Origin of the sequence: Schlesneria paludicola DSM 18645, from assembly GCF_000255655.1 — a bacterium.
GTDB classification, from domain to species: domain Bacteria; phylum Planctomycetota; class Planctomycetia; order Planctomycetales; family Planctomycetaceae; genus Schlesneria; species Schlesneria paludicola.
Window position 1 is genome coordinate 272,886 of record NZ_JH636435.1, and the last position, 16,888, is coordinate 289,773.

At 54.9% G+C, this 16,888-nt stretch carries 14 protein-coding genes and 1 pseudogene; 1 reads left to right on the forward strand and 14 read right to left on the reverse strand.

The annotated features are described in order from the left end of the window. Positions 1-22: 22 nt before the first annotated feature. The 14 genes and pseudogenes from OSO_RS44100 to OSO_RS51740 form a co-directional block, all read right to left on the reverse strand. The gene (locus OSO_RS44100; protein ID WP_010584679.1) at positions 23-439 is read right to left on the reverse strand and encodes a GPW/gp25 family protein; all 417 of its coding nucleotides are present in this window, start codon (positions 437-439) and stop codon (positions 23-25) included. A gap of 63 nt (positions 440-502) precedes the next feature. After that, positions 503-826 carry a hypothetical protein gene (locus OSO_RS0118460; RefSeq protein ID WP_010584680.1) on the reverse strand — a complete coding sequence of 108 codons (324 nt, stop codon included), beginning with the start codon at positions 824-826 and terminating at the stop codon, positions 503-505. A 1-nt stretch (position 827) separates the two neighbouring features. After that, positions 828-1,376: a phage baseplate assembly protein V gene (locus OSO_RS0118465; protein WP_010584681.1), complete on the reverse strand. Its 549-nt coding sequence runs from the start codon at positions 1,374-1,376 to the stop codon at positions 828-830. Between the two features lie 38 nt (positions 1,377-1,414). After that, positions 1,415-2,542: a phage late control D family tail protein gene (locus OSO_RS0118470; RefSeq protein WP_010584682.1), complete on the reverse strand. Its 1,128-nt coding sequence runs from the start codon at positions 2,540-2,542 to the stop codon at positions 1,415-1,417. Positions 2,543-2,563: 21 nt separating this feature from the next. Beyond that, positions 2,564-2,962: a hypothetical protein gene (locus tag OSO_RS44105; protein ID WP_010584683.1), complete on the reverse strand. Its 399-nt coding sequence runs from the start codon at positions 2,960-2,962 to the stop codon at positions 2,564-2,566. Positions 2,963-3,001: 39 nt separating this feature from the next. After that, positions 3,002-3,682, reverse strand: coding sequence for a hypothetical protein (locus tag OSO_RS0118480; RefSeq protein WP_010584684.1), 681 nt, complete (start codon positions 3,680-3,682; stop codon positions 3,002-3,004). A 67-nt stretch (positions 3,683-3,749) separates the two neighbouring features. Then, complete coding sequence (locus OSO_RS52035; protein WP_237729313.1) at positions 3,750-4,514, reverse strand: hypothetical protein; 765 nt, start codon at positions 4,512-4,514, stop codon at positions 3,750-3,752. 174 nt (positions 4,515-4,688) lie between these two features. After that, a pseudogene (locus OSO_RS52645) lies at positions 4,689-6,749 on the reverse strand (eCIS core domain-containing protein); the annotation flags it as partial. Continuing rightward, positions 6,746-7,075: a hypothetical protein gene (locus tag OSO_RS0118490; RefSeq protein ID WP_010584686.1), complete on the reverse strand. Its 330-nt coding sequence runs from the start codon at positions 7,073-7,075 to the stop codon at positions 6,746-6,748. The gene OSO_RS0118490 and the pseudogene OSO_RS52645, both read right to left, overlap by 4 nt. After that, positions 7,072-9,339, reverse strand: coding sequence for an ATP-binding protein (locus OSO_RS44115; RefSeq protein ID WP_010584687.1), 2,268 nt, complete (start codon positions 9,337-9,339; stop codon positions 7,072-7,074). Before OSO_RS44115 ends, OSO_RS0118490 begins: the two co-directional genes overlap by 4 nt. Beyond that, the gene (locus tag OSO_RS0118500; protein WP_010584688.1) at positions 9,336-10,616 is read right to left on the reverse strand and encodes a Pvc16 family protein; all 1,281 of its coding nucleotides are present in this window, start codon (positions 10,614-10,616) and stop codon (positions 9,336-9,338) included. The genes OSO_RS44115 and OSO_RS0118500 overlap by 4 nt, the downstream gene beginning before the upstream one ends. 1,015 nt (positions 10,617-11,631) lie before the next feature. Continuing rightward, a complete protein-coding gene (locus OSO_RS0118510) occupies positions 11,632-12,426 on the reverse strand; it encodes a hypothetical protein (RefSeq protein WP_010584690.1) in 795 nt (264 codons plus the stop codon). 27 nt (positions 12,427-12,453) lie between these two features. Beyond that, positions 12,454-12,969 (reverse strand): phage tail protein, encoded by a 516-nt coding sequence (locus tag OSO_RS0118515; RefSeq protein ID WP_029247189.1) that lies wholly within the window; start codon positions 12,967-12,969, stop codon positions 12,454-12,456. 118 nt (positions 12,970-13,087) lie between these two features. After that, on the reverse strand, positions 13,088-15,136 hold the full coding sequence (locus OSO_RS51740; RefSeq protein ID WP_010584692.1) for a phage tail sheath family protein: 2,049 nt from the start codon (positions 15,134-15,136) through the stop codon (positions 13,088-13,090). A 315-nt stretch (positions 15,137-15,451) separates the two neighbouring features. On the opposite strand from OSO_RS51740, the gene OSO_RS0118525 reads away from it, so the two are divergent. Next, positions 15,452-16,516 (forward strand): hypothetical protein, encoded by a 1,065-nt coding sequence (locus tag OSO_RS0118525; protein WP_010584693.1) that lies wholly within the window; start codon positions 15,452-15,454, stop codon positions 16,514-16,516. Positions 16,517-16,888 lie beyond the last annotated feature (372 nt).

The following is a 16,888-nucleotide window of genomic DNA, read 5'->3' on the forward strand; positions in this document are numbered from 1 at the left end:
TCGATCATCATGGAAAGTTGCCTTACAAAGGGCGTTCAAAAGTCTCATGCAGGGGTTGTTCACCGGCAGTGCCAGGTTGCAGGAGCCGATAGCGAATCGTGACGCAGATTTTGGAATCCACCACGTTCGATTCCACTGCGAGAATTTCGATAAGATCCAGTAACTCTTGCGTCAGTCCACCTTCAATACCTTGCCTCAGAGTTTGCTCAACTTGCGTTGCGCCACCGAAGATCAGGTTCATCACTCCGGCACCATAGGTGGGGCGATTGAGCCGTTCGCCCGGGGCGGTGAACAGATAGGTTTCTAGATACTGGCGCACCTTGGCGGCGCCCACGACGGTATTGGTGCGCCCATCATTTCCGATCGACCAGGGGGACGCAGGCGTGGCGTTTCGTCGGGGATCTGGCCGTGCGTTTCGAGTTTTCGATGTTGAAAACATGGCGGTTTCCTTCTCTTCACGGTGAATGGTGTCGCCCGGAGGGGGGCGTTGCGCCGTTTGAACTTACGTTGCCCTGACGCGTTTCTGCGTCTGTTTGATCGTGACACCCAGTCCAGATGACTTGCATTGCCCCTGAGCATCGGACAAGAGCAATGCCACGCCATTGGACTTCACGCGCGTCGCTCCGGCGATCCAGGTGGCGCTGATATCCGGTCCATTTCCTGTCGGTGGAGAAGGCAATGAACAACCGGAAATGACCAGGTTACTGGTCTTCAATAGGGCCGGACTGCCGCTAAGCCGAACGCGCTCAGCCACAATCTGCGTGCTACACGTTCCCCGATGTAAACAAGAGATGATGGCCGCCTTTTCGATCAGGTATCCTGGCATGTTACTTCACCTGCAAAGCCGTCTGATTGATCGAGACTTCATTACCCTTAAGGTTCACACTGGCGCCGGCCTTGGTACTAATTTCAGCACCTTCGGAATTCATGACGAGCTTCATTCCGGCTTTCGTCTGAATCGTCAACTTTCCGCCTGCAACATCTTCAATCGTGATCGTGACAAATTCGGTTTGGATCACCTTGACAGACGGCAACCCCGCACCCGGCGGCAACTGCGACGTACTTGTGGAATCTTTTGGCCAGAAGCAACCGGTCCAGATCGGAAAGTCCGGATCGCCCCCTTCAAATTCGACCCAGACATCGGTCCCCTTGGGTGGGATCATGAAAAAGCCCACACCATTGCCGCCATAGGGCATGGCCGGCATCGCCCAGCCCAGCTCTTCTCCATCGAGCACATCTTTGACTGAAACTTTGACCCGGCCTTTCTGCTCGAGATCGAGGTTATCAACCACCTTGCCGCGGAACTTACCGAGGAAACCTCGGCCCATGATGTCCGGCGAGTTCCGAGCGTGGTAAGCGGCAACTGATTTGGTCATAGGTATGTCCCTCAACTGTCAATCTGAACCAAATGCGGTTAGCGACGGACCACTGCGGTGGTCGAGCCGCGGCCTTCGCGGACCATCGTGAAACTCTGTAAATACTGACCCATCCGAGGTCGAATGCGATGGGTGACTTGGCGTACGTAATACAGGCCGCTGTGGGCAGGACCCGCGCCCTGTAGACCCACAAGTCGTCGGGCACGTAATGGTTGGCCATAGCGCGCGACGTCCAATTCCCCCTCGGCAACCAAGGCATCGGGCGAGGCGGATCTTCCTGCGGCAAGGCGCGCTTGAGCTCGTGCCGTCGACATTTTCGTGGCATCACGGGCCATGCGTCTTCGTACAGGGGCTTGGGGCATGGCGGCCAATGGCGGACTCGTCGACTGTGCCCCGGCGAAACCTCCCAAGCCTGGCAACGCACCTGTCGCCGGCAGTGTTTCTTCTCGAGGGCTAAACGCGTCCAAGTGAAAACGCAAACCGTGCACTGTTGTTCCAGTTAAGAAATTCATCGTGAGAGCGGATTGAGGCGAACCGAGTCGTTCCGGTCCCCAGGAGACAAGGCTGACGGCCGGAACGGGAGTTGGCTCGGCATAAAATGCGTGCCCGTTGCGTGCGGCTAAACGCGTTAAGAATGCAAAGTCAGTTTCGGTTTGGGTCGTAACACGTTGCAACACGGTCTCCATCGGCCCTGAGGGAGACACCGGCGGTACCAGGCCATATTTTGCGTAGCCTCCGACGATCTGCATCGCGATGATCCCGTCGGGTTGATTTGGATACGCCTTGTTTTTCTCTTCAAAATCCATCAAGACGGAAATGTCTTCACCAGTAAGAATCAGTTTCGAACGGCCCGGCTCGGTGCTCGGCGCAAAATGGTGGTCCAGAATCATTCCATCCAGAACTCCCACCGGGCTGGCCCCAATCTGTCCTATGACAGCCACCCTCTGCAGTGGATCTAGCAATCCCGTGGAAAGCTGATCGTATTCAACAGCACCAACTCCCGATCGTCCGACGCTTAACGTAATCCGAAACGCATCGCGACCTGTTGCGGTGTCACCTTGAATCACTTCGATCTCTTCGATAGCGCGGACGAAGGACGCCGGTGCTGGCTCTGGTATCGTTTTGCCGATCAAGAACGCCAATCGTGTTCCGGCGAGCAAATTCATATTGGGGAGCACTTTCAAATCTTAGAACGATCGCAGTGGAATGAGTGACCGCCCCGCACCTTCCGGCACGACAATCCAAGTCCCAGGTTCTTCGGTCACTTCATCAGGAAAGATGCAGGGGTTGCTATCTGCGATTCTCCAGAACAACAGTGGATCACCCAGCGCGAGCCAAGCGAGGATGTCCAATCGATCGCAGGCATCGACCACGTGAGCTCGCAGTGTTTGCCCCAGAGCCGTCACCTGCATGCCCGATTCTGCCAATGTGGGCGAGCCTTCCTGGTCTGTGTCGATGCCGATATCGGAAAGCGGAGGCAGGAAACGACGTCTCAGGTAGGTCACTTCGCGCGGACGGCCGCTTCCGTCAATGATGCTGACCCTGGCATGTTCGCATTCGTAGTACCGGCTGTTTTCGGACACCATGGAAACGCACCTCTCGAAATCATTCCCGTACATCAATGCTTAAAATCGGCTGATAGCTTCTTGAATCGTGGAGTCGATCCTGCCCGCCGCTTGGCCAGTGGCGACCAGGGCGAGCGCTTCTTTGACGACGGTCGAGTAATTGACGGCCCACAGATAGGGGAGCCCACTGTCTTCGACGTCGTCGGGGCCTAATACAGTAAGGCTGACAGCCACGCTGGCTCGAAACGGATTGAGGTTGGGGTCGAAGGCTTCCTCGGTCACCGCCAGGCTGTCGATGCGGACAGGCAAGACGCGCGCCGGACCGAGAAACAGTAATGTCAACGGTGGACTATCCGGGACTGCACTGATGACCCCTGCTTTTTTCAAACCTTCCGTCGCAAGACTGCCAGCTTTTGAAGGCGAGATCAGCATTTCGAGAGCCGACAAGCCGGGTAAGATCCCCGTCGTCACTGCGACTTTATTCTTGACTTCCAGCCCGTCAGTCGCATCCAGCACAAGCGTAAATGAAATCGTTTCATACGGTGGCCCGGCAAATCCTAACGACTCAGCCGGGTTGCCGGATTCGGCGTCCCATCCCTTGGACATGGCCCGCCGAGGCATCAGATTTCGTGTGATGCTCTCTGGATTGTACTGAAACAGCACAAGGGTGGGCACCCGCGACAAACCGATGCTGACAAGCGCACCTTTGAGAATGAGAGGAGTAACGGGGGATGATGTCATAATTGCGAGCTTACTTTTATTGTTAGCAAGAGCAGCATTCGAATTTCTACGTTAACTTACGTCTATACTATTTTGTCGCACGAGGCATATTGCACACACCATCTCTCTCACAGACAGAAATCGATGCCTCATACCAGCTTCTTATAAACTCCTCATCACAACGCATTTGAGACAACATTTGATTGATGCTCGCTACCGCAGAATTCAACGCACCACGAATCTTCGCGAAATCTTCGGCGGCACCGAGTAGCATGGCCAATTCTCCAGTTCCCACGCTGGCCATAAAAAGCCCCATTGATGCATGTGGATCCTTCAAAATCTCTAACGCTGCTCCTCGCTTTGAATTCACTTCCGCGACGGTTGCAAGCAATCTAGACATCTGATTCTCGAACTCAAGTCGTCGTTTGATGAGTTCTGCGACCAGGCTACTGAGTTGAAACGCGACCTGGCTGGCGGCTCTTGGGTCCCGCGAAGAGCGGAAGAATTGCAACTGTTTGCGGCTAAGTTCGCGGGAGAACTGCTGATACTCATCAAGAGTGCGCCTCGATCTCTGCTCGGCTTCTCTGGCTTGTTGAATCTCTTTCGTAAGCACAAACCCCCGTCCAGCAAGGCCGCTCACCGACATCGCAGAATAGTCGCTATACGACTTTAGGTTGTCGAGAAACGACAATAACTGAAGCCCATTCGTCATCCATTTAGCGAGTCGAAGCGTTTTGATTTCTGACGACGATGAATCGGAGACGGAACGTGCGATGTCGCGCGCATTCGTTACGAGAGAATCAGGTTTTTCAGGCGGAATGACTTGCAGTGCCGGGGTGTTGGGCCGAACCACTCGATTCTGACGTTCAACGGGGGGACTGACAGAGGCCTCGGGAGCAGTCAATGACTTGCCGGTGGGCTCAATGGGGACTGTCGTCGGCAACGATAGACGTTTGTTTGTTTGTGGCCGAGACTCGATCAGTGGACTTGCGGGATGTCGAAACACCGAGCTTTTCACACCTTCGGTCCACTCAGGAGAAACAACATTCAGTTGAGATCCTGGTGGTAGCATTTGCATTAAATTCGAATCGCAATTGGGGCAAAATTTCTTTTCTAGTAAGAGTGTTGCGGACGAAATGCCACGCTCATGCATAATTGCGGCGGCGTGGCCCTCAACATGACCAAGTGTGAAGCGATCGAAGCCAGTGCCGCTTCCCCTCGGTATATGGCCGCGATGAGTTCCGCCATCCGGACCACCAAAGGTTCCACTGTGAATTCGTGCTTGTGATCCATCTGGAAGAATGAGAATGCCAACAATGGTCGGCTTTGATTTCGTCGGAAGTGCGGGCAAATTAAAGTATTTTCGAAGCGCTGCGAGCGAGGCCATCTGTTCTTCGGTGAGGCCCGTCGGTGCACTGAGAGTCTGGCTAGTATGTGGCTGTCGTTGTAACTGGGGGGCGGTAGAACGATAGGCGTATTCAATTGGAGCGTTTGTGGTTGGGTTGCCTGCGGCACAAATGAGATCTGATGCAAGTGGCGGGCGATTTTGCTGAAGTGTATGAGTGAGTTCGTGTGCGAGCAGCTTTCTCCCGGATTGAAGAGTCGGTTGAAATTGCCCATCAGCGAAAACGATATGATTTCCAACGGTATAGGCCGTTGCGTTGACGTCGGCCGCGGACTGCGATGCAGCATCACCGGTATGGATACGTATGTGTGATAGATCGTATCCGAATCTCGGTTCAAAAAAGTGTCGGGTTGGACGATCAAGCGGCTGACCCGGGCTGTTGACTACGGAGTGTACCATCGGCGAGGCAATCGCAGATCCTTGTTCGCGAGGATGTCGCTGAATTCGGTGGGGTTTCGATGGCGAAGGTGCTGGCGGGGGAATAATCTTGTTGACGATCGACTCGGGAAATCCTTCACTCCGCATCCGCGTTGCCGCAGCGGTTTTCTGCGCCGCTGCCATGCCAGCGACGACGTTTTTAAAGCCCGCTTCAATTTCTGCGTCCGAATACAGTTGCTGTAATGAAGTGAAATAGTCGTTTCCATCGCGCCGCTCGTAGTGCCACCATTCAGTCTTAGTGGGGACCGTCTCCCATTGTGGCTGCGCGTCAATCCTCGAAAACCCCTTAGTTTCCAGGATCGTTGTGACATCAATATAAACGCTCTTGAAGATCTTGTTTCCTGGGAATCCGCCATTGATCTTCACTGACCTGCCATCAAGTAATATATCCTGAGTCTTCGGCGTGCGTGTGAATCGATGCTGTGGCACGTTTGATACTGCTTGAGCATTCGCAGTGGCACCGGCATCTGGAGGAGAAGTTGTAGTGGGGGTTGCTACTGGCAGGAAAAGTCGAAATCGCATTGATGTTTGCGATGCGGGGTCTTCAATGACGATCCATGGAAGGTTTTGGGGAAGATCTACCGCTCGTCCGGTCTTATGCCAAGTGAAATTCGAGGCTCCCGCCTTGTTCGTTGTGAATCCGAGCGCACGGGTCGCGTCTCCGACGTTAGCCGAAATATCAAACCCGGTCGCTGCTTGAACATCTCGTGCTGCATCGCGAAAAATCGCAACGACGGCGTTGCTAAGCATGTTGGAGGATTGTGGTTGAATTGACTCAAGAGCATGAGTTGGGACTCTTGGTGGAGAAGGCGTTGGCGCAGTTTGTCGAAAAAGTTGAGGATCATGTGCGTCACCAATTACAGATGATGACTGGCCACCTGCGTTCACCGAAAATGTCGCTTGTTGCGACATGTGCATGACTTGCTCGGCCACGCGGTCCGCTTCTTGCTCGTACTTGTCACCCGGTTCGTTGACGATCAGCTTTCGTTGTATTTGTTTCGATTCTGATTTATGGAACAGATCGCCAGCAATCGGCGGCACAGCACTGTAAGCACCGGCGCCGGATGAAATCGCTGATCGACGCAGAAAGTTGCCGCCGGATTGTTCTTCTTCGCGCGACTGACACGCAGTGCACGTTTTACCGCCAGACCTACGAGCTCCGCAGGCACACTGACGGTAGAGAAAGTCTGACGACGAGTTCGCAATCGCAGAGACCGTGAGTGGCGATTTTGAGGCGAATGTCATCGCGAACCCCCTTGGCTGGATTCTTGTTCCATCAGGGCATTGGCCAACGCTCGAGCGATCGATTCGGGCGTATCCGTGGCTCGAATGCGAATCTCGGGAAGTTGCTGTGATCTGTGTTCCAGACGGGTAAGTTCCGCGACGGTCCAACGGGCTGATAATTCCGACACCAGGGCCATGCGCACCCGGTCGGCGTCGCTGCGTTTCAGTGGCAGGCCATGCAACACGACCGAATCGATGACGACCTGTGCAGATGGTCGATTTGCCGGCGCCGAAGCTTGGGCCTGGGCCTGGGCCTGGGGTGCCGCGATGCGAGGGTGAAGGCTCATCGCTTCGTGCCTCCAACCGCCTTGACGTGGTTGCCGTTCGCCTGACGCAAGCGATCTGCCTCGCGGCGCTGAGGCGACACAGGTGGCGACGTCGCCCCCTCTTCGAAATCGGACGGTCGATACGACAGCCCCTGTTTATCCAACTCGGCCTTGATCGCAGGCTTGACGTGCTCCATGCCGACGGCCGATCGCGATGCGGCTGCTCGAAATGCCGCGTTGATGGACGCATTGAACGCGCCACCACCATTCAACTGGTCGCTGAGTTGGGCCAAGAGCGGGTAGTCCAGATTCTTGGTCGGGATCACTCGATGCTGGTCAGGATGTCGCCCGGCACGTCCCGCAGACATCTGTTCAACTAGCTGGTCGAGATCGAAATATCCTTCGAGCGGGGGGAGCAGAAGTTTCCAGATCGCGATCATCTGCGAGCGATCAGGAGTTGGAAAATCGACAATGAAGCGCAACCGACGTAGAAAGGCCTGATCAAGGTCTGACTTCCGATTTGTTGTCAAGATTGCGAGGCCGCGAAACTCTTCCATTCGCTGAAGCAAGTAGTCGATTTCAATGTTGGCGAAACGGTCTTGGCTTTCCTTCACAGCACTACGCTTCCCGAACAATGCATCCGCCTCGTTGAACAAGAGTGCGCAGCCACCCTGTTCAGCGGCATCAAAGAGACGTCGAAGATTCTTTTCCGTTTCGCCGACGTATTTGCTCACGATTGCAGAGAGATCAATCACGAACAAATCCAAACGCAGGTCGCAGGCCAGCACTTCCGCTGCCAGCGTCTTGCCCGTACCACTTTCCCCCGCAAACAAGACAGACAGCCCCAGCCCGCGTGAAAAGCGATCGCTGAGTCCCCAACGGCGATGGACAACGTGACGGAAGCGAATCTGGTTGGCAATCTCCGCCAGTTGCTCGAGATGCGGTTCGGGCAGAACCAACCGCTCCCAATTGGCTTTGGGGTCAAGATGAGCTGCCAACGATTCCAGTTTCGGCCGAACTTCCTGACGACATCCGTCCCACAGTGCGTCCTTCCATCGCACGAGCTCTCTGCCATGGTGATCGGGGCGTGGAACGTCGTTCGCGACCTGGCGGATGACGGCCGTATGCAGGTCGAATTGGCCGGAAAGAAGCGTGGCCTGCTGCTCGGCGTGCGCGTCACCACCGAGTGATTCAATCCAGACATCCTCTTGTTCATCGGGATGAGGACGGCCGATGTCGAAAGTCAGTGAATCGCGTCCTAGACTATTCAGCGGCCAACGCTCTCGCACGCTCAAGAATACCAGCCGATGCGTCCGCACGATGAGTCGGAGTACGGACTGAGCGCTGACTGCGGACAGACCCGTCGCGGCACCCTGATGCGAATCGGTCACGTCCGAGCCAGGTGGATCCAAATCGTCGGCATCCAGGTACAGCGCGATTGGGATCAAGCGGCATTCCCGTTCCCAGATCCGAGCGAGATCGTCCATTTCGTTGATCGAGGACGGCAGCGCGCTGGCGACACCCTGAAACAACGTCCGGCAACAATTGGCGGCGGTTTCGTGGGCGAACAACTGCTTCCCGAGTCGGTCGGGACCAACCAGTTGCACCACAGGTAGTGCTGCGCCACGCGGGAATCGATGCAGGCCATCCAGCAGGTTGTTGACAATTTCTAAATGCGAGTCAGGCAAAGGACCAGCGAGGGATGGTGGCTCGAACTGGTGCAGCCAAGCGGTCAATCGGTCATCGAGATCACGTTCACCTCGCGCATAGTGAAACACCCGCTCTTCAACGCGCAGCGGAGACGTCAGCAATGTTCTGCCTGCAGGCTGAGTTATGTCGATCAAACGCAATCGGCGCAAGGGACGATCCGGGCTCAATGCGGCCCAATCAAATTCACCGGGAAACACAAGTTTGGCCACTGCCAGCGAAACGTATGCGCCAGGTGAATGTGGGACCATCCCGCACAGAACCGAAATCACCGAACTCAACTCATTAACAATGCAGAGCAGCAGTAGATGGGCCTCGAACTGAGTGAGTTGGAGGCGTTCAATCATCACTTCAAAGGAGGGGCGATGGCTTCGAGCGTGATCGAAAGCCTCCTGGGCCTTTTTGAACTCACCCGCGTAGTCGGACGGCAGTTCACAATGGCCTTCACCATGGGCGAGTTTTCTCAGTCTCAATTCGAGACAATGGAGTGCCGCGGACAGGAAAGCCAGATCTTGCTCCGGCAAAGGGAGGTTTGGCATGGTGACGACGGGCGCTGACTGCGGAGCGGTACTTTTCATGCGAATTTGATCTCCACTCGGAACGCTCGGAATGCCAAAGGAATTTGAGAGCGATCGATCAGTCGGCTTTCGGTGCCATCTACGCTGAGTCGCAACCAGTAGATTCCCTCATCGAAGTTCGTCATGGTAAAGTGAATTTGATCTGTCCCATCCGGTGGTGAGTCCGGCTGAATGGGCTGGCTATTCAGCATTAGAATGACGTTTTGCGACGCACGGACTGGAGGATTGGTGCTAATGGAGATCGCAATCTCGCCGTGCTCGTTTGGGATGGCTTTGATGGCTCGTTCCGGGGGCTGACTCGGATCAAATACGGGCGCATTTCCGTTGACGCGCACGCTGACCAGTTGAGGCACAATTTCGATGATGACCGCGTTGGACTGCTGCTCGAAAGCTTTTTCAGGCGAGCTTTGCGGCGTCAGCGTGGTCACGCGATACTTGCCTGCCCGCCAGTTGCCGGGGGCGGGATTAAGCGTGATGGTTACGTCGGAGTTCGTCCGATCAGCAGTGGTGACGCGGACGAGTACTTCTTCCTGGTCTGGTTGAACCATTGGCCAAGGAGTGAAGCGTACGAAATAAACGTTATCGAAGTGGTAACCGCGAAGCACCAGCTTTTCGCCGACAGCAAACTCCCGTTCCGCTCGGAATGCGATGGTGCGATTTACTTCGGTGACAATTTCAACGTCTTGGATAAAAGGAAATGGGGGATCGAGACCGATGGCTGGGGTGCCCAGTTGACGGACTGCGACTGGTGGCGGCGAACCGCTCGGCTGACCACCTTCAATCAGGATGACTTCGACTTGGAAAAGCACACTGGTTCGATACGGCGCCTGGAATGTCGACCACAAATGAAAGAGATCGCGCGCTTCGACATTGATCATCGTTAAGCGAACAGGTTCGATCTGTCGTGCGAGCGACGAATTCGCCGCGATCTTTTGAATTCGGTCGTGCAGGACCTGTGGATGGTCGGCGAACAGGGACAGAGCGCGTTCGAGCGCGTCTTGTGCATCCAAGTCATTTTGGCCATGTGCGGTCAACAGATATCGCAATGTCACGGCCAACGGTGCGCGAGCTTCGACAGGCTTTGTCGAAGGTGAAACCGACATATTGTTCCAACGACCGTTACGTTCCACCTGATACAGGTAGAGGTTCAGGCCTGCATTCACATCCTTGTTGATTAGGTCCAGCGGGACGGTTTCGACTTTGGGACCGCGCACTCCCTCTGTCAGAATGTCCTTAAGCACCCGCGTTACAGATTTAATTGCGTGGTATTCCACCATCACCGTGACTCCCGCGCACGACGCTCGAGGTATTCGGAAAGGGTGGGAATCGCAGGTTTTGATCGATCCGATGTCCGGCGATCAGACTGCGGTCGCGGTTCGACAACCGCTCGTACTTCAAGGCGGCCGATCGATATCTGCAAAGGAGCTGGCTGGACGATTGGTTCTGCGGCTGTCTTGGAGTCGTCTTCGTACCTGATGAAATTTGCGGGGACAGGCTGGTTGCGGCGAGTCATCTCATCAGGGGTACGCTGACTTCGTTCTTCAGAACGATCGACGGATGGTTCGCGGCGAACCGAATTGATCGATTCAAGCCGCGTCGTCGTCTCAGGCGCTGATCCAGACGCGGAGCTGGCTGCAAGACTTGAATTAGGAGGCTTTGCTTCGGTCCATTCCATTGGGGGCGACTGTTGCGAGGGATAGGAATGTCTCTCATCCTCCGTAAGCTCTGGGCGAGACATGAAACTCGAGTCGATTCCCCGTGGCTGATGAGCGGCCGATGTATCCGGCTCAATCAAGGGACGTGAATAGGGATCTGGCGGGCTCCAATTCTCTGAAAGCTTTGGCAATGCTGGTTTGAGAGGTTGCGAAAAGGCGGGCGTCGTCGTGGACTCTGGAGCTTGCCGATCCGGAACAATCTGCGGAGGTGACTGAATGGTTCGGACTGGTGCGGGAAGTGATTCTCCCCATGACGGTATGCGTGGCACCATGACTGACGGAAGTTTAGGAATCTGAGGGAACGACTGTGAATGAGAATGCTCATACGCCGTTGGCCGGACGCGGAAATTCTGGTCCGCGGGGGCTGTTCTGGACTGGGACGCCCTCGAGACGGGCTCTTCGAGTGAATGTTCTAAGATCGGAATGTCGTCAGTCGCGCTTGTTTGCTCGGTGGTGACTCGCAGATCTCGGTAAGCAAACCATGGACGAAGGCCCGGCGATTCGCCTGGACCGACCAGTGGCGGCGCACTCGCGACGGGGGCTTGCTCTCGTTGCAGAATCGTTTGAAGGTGGCCCATCAGATCATTCCGGTTCTAAAGGTGCCGCCCAGTTGAGTTGTTCCAGACCGCAGGCTCGGCCGACTTTGTCCGCGAATCAGGCTCAGGTAGATCGTTCGTCGCGCGGGGCTCAATCCGAAGATCTCTCGTTCGGTCCAGCCATAGGCAATTGCCAGATCGTGAATATCTCGAGCCACTGTTTTCGCGGCGGCGGCAATTTCCTCCCAAAAGAATTCGACAACATTGAGCGGCTCGCTCCATATTGTCTGACAGTCCGGGCAGGTTAACTCCAATTCGATATTCGACAGCGGGTCCAGGCGATCAAGCACCCTTTCGGCTTCGGCCAAGAACGCTGTTCGTGAGCTCTCTGTCATGAGATCGTGGAAGTCGCCACCTTCAACAACACACCGCCGCAAAAGATCCTCTGGAGAAGATCCCTTGGCGCTCACCTCCGCGACATCACGGCTATTGACGGCTCGCAAAGTCCACGAACCGCCAGCATGAGCCAATATACCTTGCAACGCCTTCCAGTCTTTCGGCCAGGCTTCCAACAAAGTCTGTATGGCAATTTCGACTTCCACGGCTTTTTGACAACGAGAGGAACCACATTGCCCCGCCGCCATCAAAGTCGGTCCGAGAGTCCAGGCTCGCAAGGTCAGTAGCCAGCCATCTCGCAAACCCAGTGGCCAATCCAGTAGTTCTTCGATTGGTTTATCGAAAATCATCGACAGCGGAAGCAACGCCCGAAACCACGCTGGTTGACGTTGCCCGCGGTCCCAGATGTCCATCACTTCCTGATCGCTCAGACCGCGCATAGGCACCTCGTCAGATTGCGGCCAACATTATTGAGCCGTTGGTTCCTGGACTTGCGGATCGCGCAACCAACCCTCATTTTCAATCTTGAGATGCTCGATCAAGACGGCATTCGCATTCGCGTCGAAGTCCGACAAGGCTTGGAACTCCGAAACCCAGCATCGATAGACGGTGTAGCCGATCGCCTTGACGCCCTGTTCATTCAACACTTCGATATAGAGGTCGCGGCGAAATTTCTCCAGCGACATATGCGCACCGGCGACGGTGCCCTGGGCCCAAACGAGGTTCGCCCACTCTTCAAATTCCGTATCGTGTGTGACCCCACGCTCCATGGTGATCGCTTCGAAGTTGGTCCTCCCAGGGCCCTTGAAACTATGGTTGTGAATCGCGCCGTCCCGATGCGAGACAACTTCGGTCGTACGCTTCAAGCCGCCGAGCTTGCTAACGCCTAGAACCGGAGCGGTTTTACCGACAAAATAAACACGGAACTTGAAGTTTTTATAAGGATCGAGGCGCTTCGTAATGCTGCCTGGAAACTGGGCCATGAAGGGCACTCCCAAGTGTGTTTGTTGGAGAATTGGAAGATCGGTGCGGTCGAAGGCCAGGTTTCGCGCCGCCCAGGAAATCGTGTGGACCAACTGAGATTCGATCCAGCGAGTCCGATCAACCTGTTGTGCCGACAATCTGCGACAATTGAATGACAACGAACTCGGCAGGCCGTAGCGGTGCGAATCCGACCTTGATCGTGACAATTCCGAGATTCACGAAATTGTCCGGATTCGTCGTCTTGTCACAGTTGACATAGTAGGCCTGCTGTGGCGAGGTTCCCGCGAGTGCCCCGTTAAGAAACAAGTTCTGCATGAAGGCGCCGACGTTCGCTCGAATCTGGGACCATAGAACTTCGCCATTTGGTTCGTGAACAACCCATTTCGTACCGCGGACCAGGCTCTCCTCGATGTAGAGGGCCAGGCGGCGTACTGGAACATATTTGTACTCGTCTGCGAGCGCGTCCGCACCACGCAAGGTGCGCGAGCCCCAAATGACTCGGCCATAAATCGGAAAGCCACGCAGGCAGTTGATCCCCACGGGGTTTAACTGTCCATGTTCGTCGTCTGTCAAGTCGTAGTCCAATCCGACTGTGCCGCCAACCGATGCGTCAATGCCTGCTGGGGCTTTCCAAACCCCCCGCGAAACATCTGTTGCGGACATACGTCCCGCAATGATCCCGCAAGGGACGAATGCCTCAACGACGCCATCGCGGACGGGATTCGATTGGGTCACGCGGGGGAAGTAAACCGCCGCATTTCTGGTCTCGGGACCATTGAGGTTGAGATCTGCCAGCCTAGTTGAAGGCGCATCGACCACAGCGGCCACATCCGATCCTGCCGCTTTCCAACTTAAAGGTGGATCGATAATGAGCATCGCGCGGCGTTTGACGCAGTAGTCCAGGGCGTCAGCTAGAATCGTTGTTTTAGGATCGATCTCCCCATCGATCGAATCCGGGGGAAGGCACATTAAGTTGAAGATGTCCACCCGTTGGAGGCGGGCTTTGAATTTGTAATCAACTGGAAGCAACTCCTGACCATTCCGCCCACCTTCGAATTGGCGTGCTGGCACTGCAGCTTCCATGGCTGCAAGTGCCGTTTTCACGATCGTTTCTATTTCTGTGTCTTGTTTTTTTGCCTTGATGGCATCCGCGATGTCCGAGGCAACCTTGTCGGCGTCCTGAGCAATATCGGCGTCCGTTTTTCCAGCGAGAGTGGCTGCGATTGCAACTTTCGTCGCCGCACCGCTGACCTTTGGTAGCTGCGTGCTGAATTCTTCTCCGAGCATCGGACCAAATTTGGCCGTTGCGGCAGAATTCGCTACTCCCGCCATGAGTGCGATTCGCCTTCCAGTCTCGTCCAGCTCGAAAATCGGTAATGGATTCTTGTCGCTGAGCTTGGTGTTGTTCGCACTTAACAATTGAGATTCGGTACTTAGAACGCGATCAATTCGACGCGATGACTTCGAATCTTTTTTGAAGACGATATTCCGGATTGTTTCCAGTTGAAGTACCTGATAAATCGGTACTCCATTCTTGGAGTACAACGGCACGCGTTCCACAATCGTCAAATCAAAAAGGTCGCTGCTGTCTTCGACATGATACCGCTTCTTCAGATTTCCATTGTCGTCAGACACTTGGACCAGCGCCTTGATCCACAGATGATTTCCCCAATTGCCATGGGATGAAGCGGTAAGATCCAGAGGTTCGGATTTGGTTGCCGCATTCGAGTCATCCTCAGCCGCGAGACTGATTTTCGCCGTCTCTGCCGTCACATTCTGAAGATTTTGGGCATCGCGCAGGTCCTTCTGCAACGCGGCATCATCTTCATGCCCAATCAACGCATCCTCGGCGGCCTTTACGGCGGCATTCAAGGTCGCGTTATTCGCTTCACTGTCGTACCGCACCAACCGCACGATGACAGCTTGCGATCCGCCATTGAGGAAATAGTCTCGCACAGCAAAGGTTAACGGGTATTCAAGTGAAAGGCCGCCAAAGCGGCGCTCGAACTCATCAAAGCTGAAGACGGAAATTCCCGGCCCCGTGGTCGGTCCGCGGGTGGCACGACCGAGGAACGCGGTGACGGAGGTCGCGACTCCGACAACAGTTCTCAGTCCGCTCGGAACCTCCTCCACATACACGCCAGGATAGGTCAACGCACTAGGCATCCCAGTAATCCTTCTGCTGAGTGGCAAACTAGAACACTGTCGATATTTTGCGGCTTTGGACGAGTGCGCCACCGCTCGATTAAGGCGATGCAAAAAACGGCGGTACATATAAACGAAGACGTTTCGCCGCGTATCACTCCCATTTCAAGGTGCCAAGTGTATACTCATGTCGCTTGTAGTCAATGGTGGAGTGTTCGTTTTTATGCTATTGCAAAAAACAGCCCTGAAGGCTTGTATCTCTGTGCACCAAAATGATGCGTCGCCCATTTACGGATGCGCCCTTCGTATTCCACGTGCCTTTGGCAGGGAGCTGTCATGTCCAAATCAGAAGCGATTCGCCACCCACACCCGCGACGCGCGACGCAGTTTGATGCGTTTGATGACTCATATGGGCCGCGGCGTACAGATCCCCATCTCGCGGAATACGAAGGGCGTGGCACGCGAATTCCCAATGATTGGGATGATGGGTCTCAACGTCCGCCGTATCGGCCGAATTCAGACAGCCTGATTCGGCAAGAGGAAAACGAGGCGGAAGATCCAATCAGCCCTCTCGAATTGCCTGAGCAGTCCAACCTCAACAGAATCGAACAACCTTCGAAGTGCGATCATGCAGCTCACGCGTTGCTGATGAAACGCATCGGGATGATTCTGTTATTGATCGGCGTGCTCCTGGGAACCGGCTATGTCATCTGGCTCGCCGCCAGCAGACGGACTGGACGGCCGGTGATTCCCTCGGCCGATCATTCGATCAGGCGTTCGCTTGAAGAGATCGAATTTGCGGTCTATGAGATTTCGACGCGACTGCCACAACCGGCCGACATCGACGAGTTCAGAAATGCGATATCGACGCAGATAAAGATCGTTCGCTCAGAAATCGATAAGTTGAATAGCGCCGTTGAATTGCTGGGAAAACCTTTATCGGCCCAGGATCTGAATCCAGTAGTCTCAAAGGCAGATGAAATCGGTTCAAAAGTCGATCTAATTTTTTTAGAACTTCAAAAGGCCTGCGAGAAATGGTCGCCGTGTCCCGAGAATACGGCGGCGACTCCAATGTCGCTGGATTCAGTTTCGCCATTGTTGTCCCCCCTAGCAGAACGGTTGAATCGGCGGACTCCTGCAGACTACCGGGCTGTCGATGAGGTGCTTACGGGACTGCGATTGCTTAATCCACAAGATGCAAGGATTTGGTACCTCTCAGCTCTCGCGCGCGGCTATCTCACAAATCAATTTGACACTGAAGAACTGAAAAATTGGACGAATTTTGGTGCACATCTCGAGCGCATGGGCCAGCCAACAAAGAAAGATGTCGACGACTCATTTGCACGGTTCAAATTGCCGCCTGACGCCATGCTCTGGCTTAGCCAGTTTCGTAAGGAGTGAAGTGGATGGCACTTTTCGGACCATCGGGGGTTCAATTTTGAGATTGCCTTCACCGATCTACTGGGCGAGGGAGTAAGGACCAGTGTGTGCTGGTGTTCCTATGCCTGCACGGTAGGGAAGTTATCGTGACGTCTTCGCCCGCTGTCGATTGTGTCAAGGCGCTGGTGAGTCTCGTACCCACTGGCTACGGTTTTGCAAGCCGTAGCCATGCCGTGTAACAATCCGCGTCAATCAGTGAGTGTCGCTGCCAGGAGTTGAACTCGGTTTGAAGAAACGTCGTTGCGAAGCTCTCTCCACAACCGGTCGATGAATCACCACTCAAGCGGGGACGGTCCGCCGCTGTGCGTTCACCTCACCGAAGCAAACAAATTA

What these genes read in the sequence shown, in the direction of transcription:
- OSO_RS44105 (WP_010584683.1), bottom strand. Translation starts at nt 2,962, where the DNA reads ATGGTGTCCGAAAACAGCCGGTACTACGAATGCGAACATGCCAGGGTC.
- OSO_RS0118515 (WP_029247189.1), bottom strand. Translation starts at nt 12,969, where the DNA reads ATGGCCCAGTTTCCAGGCAGCATTACGAAGCGCCTCGATCCTTATAAA.
- OSO_RS0118500 (WP_010584688.1), bottom strand. Translation starts at nt 10,616, where the DNA reads ATGGTGGAATACCACGCAATTAAATCTGTAACGCGGGTGCTTAAGGAC.
- OSO_RS44100 (WP_010584679.1), bottom strand. Translation starts at nt 439, where the DNA reads ATGTTTTCAACATCGAAAACTCGAAACGCACGGCCAGATCCCCGACGA.
- OSO_RS0118470 (WP_010584682.1), bottom strand. Translation starts at nt 2,542, where the DNA reads ATGAATTTGCTCGCCGGAACACGATTGGCGTTCTTGATCGGCAAAACG.
- OSO_RS44115 (WP_010584687.1), bottom strand. Translation starts at nt 9,339, where the DNA reads ATGAAAAGTACCGCTCCGCAGTCAGCGCCCGTCGTCACCATGCCAAAC.
- OSO_RS0118490 (WP_010584686.1), bottom strand. Translation starts at nt 7,075, where the DNA reads ATGAGCCTTCACCCTCGCATCGCGGCACCCCAGGCCCAGGCCCAGGCC.
- OSO_RS0118480 (WP_010584684.1), bottom strand. Translation starts at nt 3,682, where the DNA reads ATGACATCATCCCCCGTTACTCCTCTCATTCTCAAAGGTGCGCTTGTC.
- OSO_RS0118465 (WP_010584681.1), bottom strand. Translation starts at nt 1,376, where the DNA reads ATGACCAAATCAGTTGCCGCTTACCACGCTCGGAACTCGCCGGACATC.
- OSO_RS51740 (WP_010584692.1), bottom strand. Translation starts at nt 15,136, where the DNA reads ATGCCTAGTGCGTTGACCTATCCTGGCGTGTATGTGGAGGAGGTTCCG.
- OSO_RS0118510 (WP_010584690.1), bottom strand. Translation starts at nt 12,426, where the DNA reads ATGCGCGGTCTGAGCGATCAGGAAGTGATGGACATCTGGGACCGCGGG.
- OSO_RS0118460 (WP_010584680.1), bottom strand. Translation starts at nt 826, where the DNA reads ATGCCAGGATACCTGATCGAAAAGGCGGCCATCATCTCTTGTTTACAT.
- OSO_RS0118525 (WP_010584693.1), top strand. Translation starts at nt 15,452, where the DNA reads ATGTCCAAATCAGAAGCGATTCGCCACCCACACCCGCGACGCGCGACG.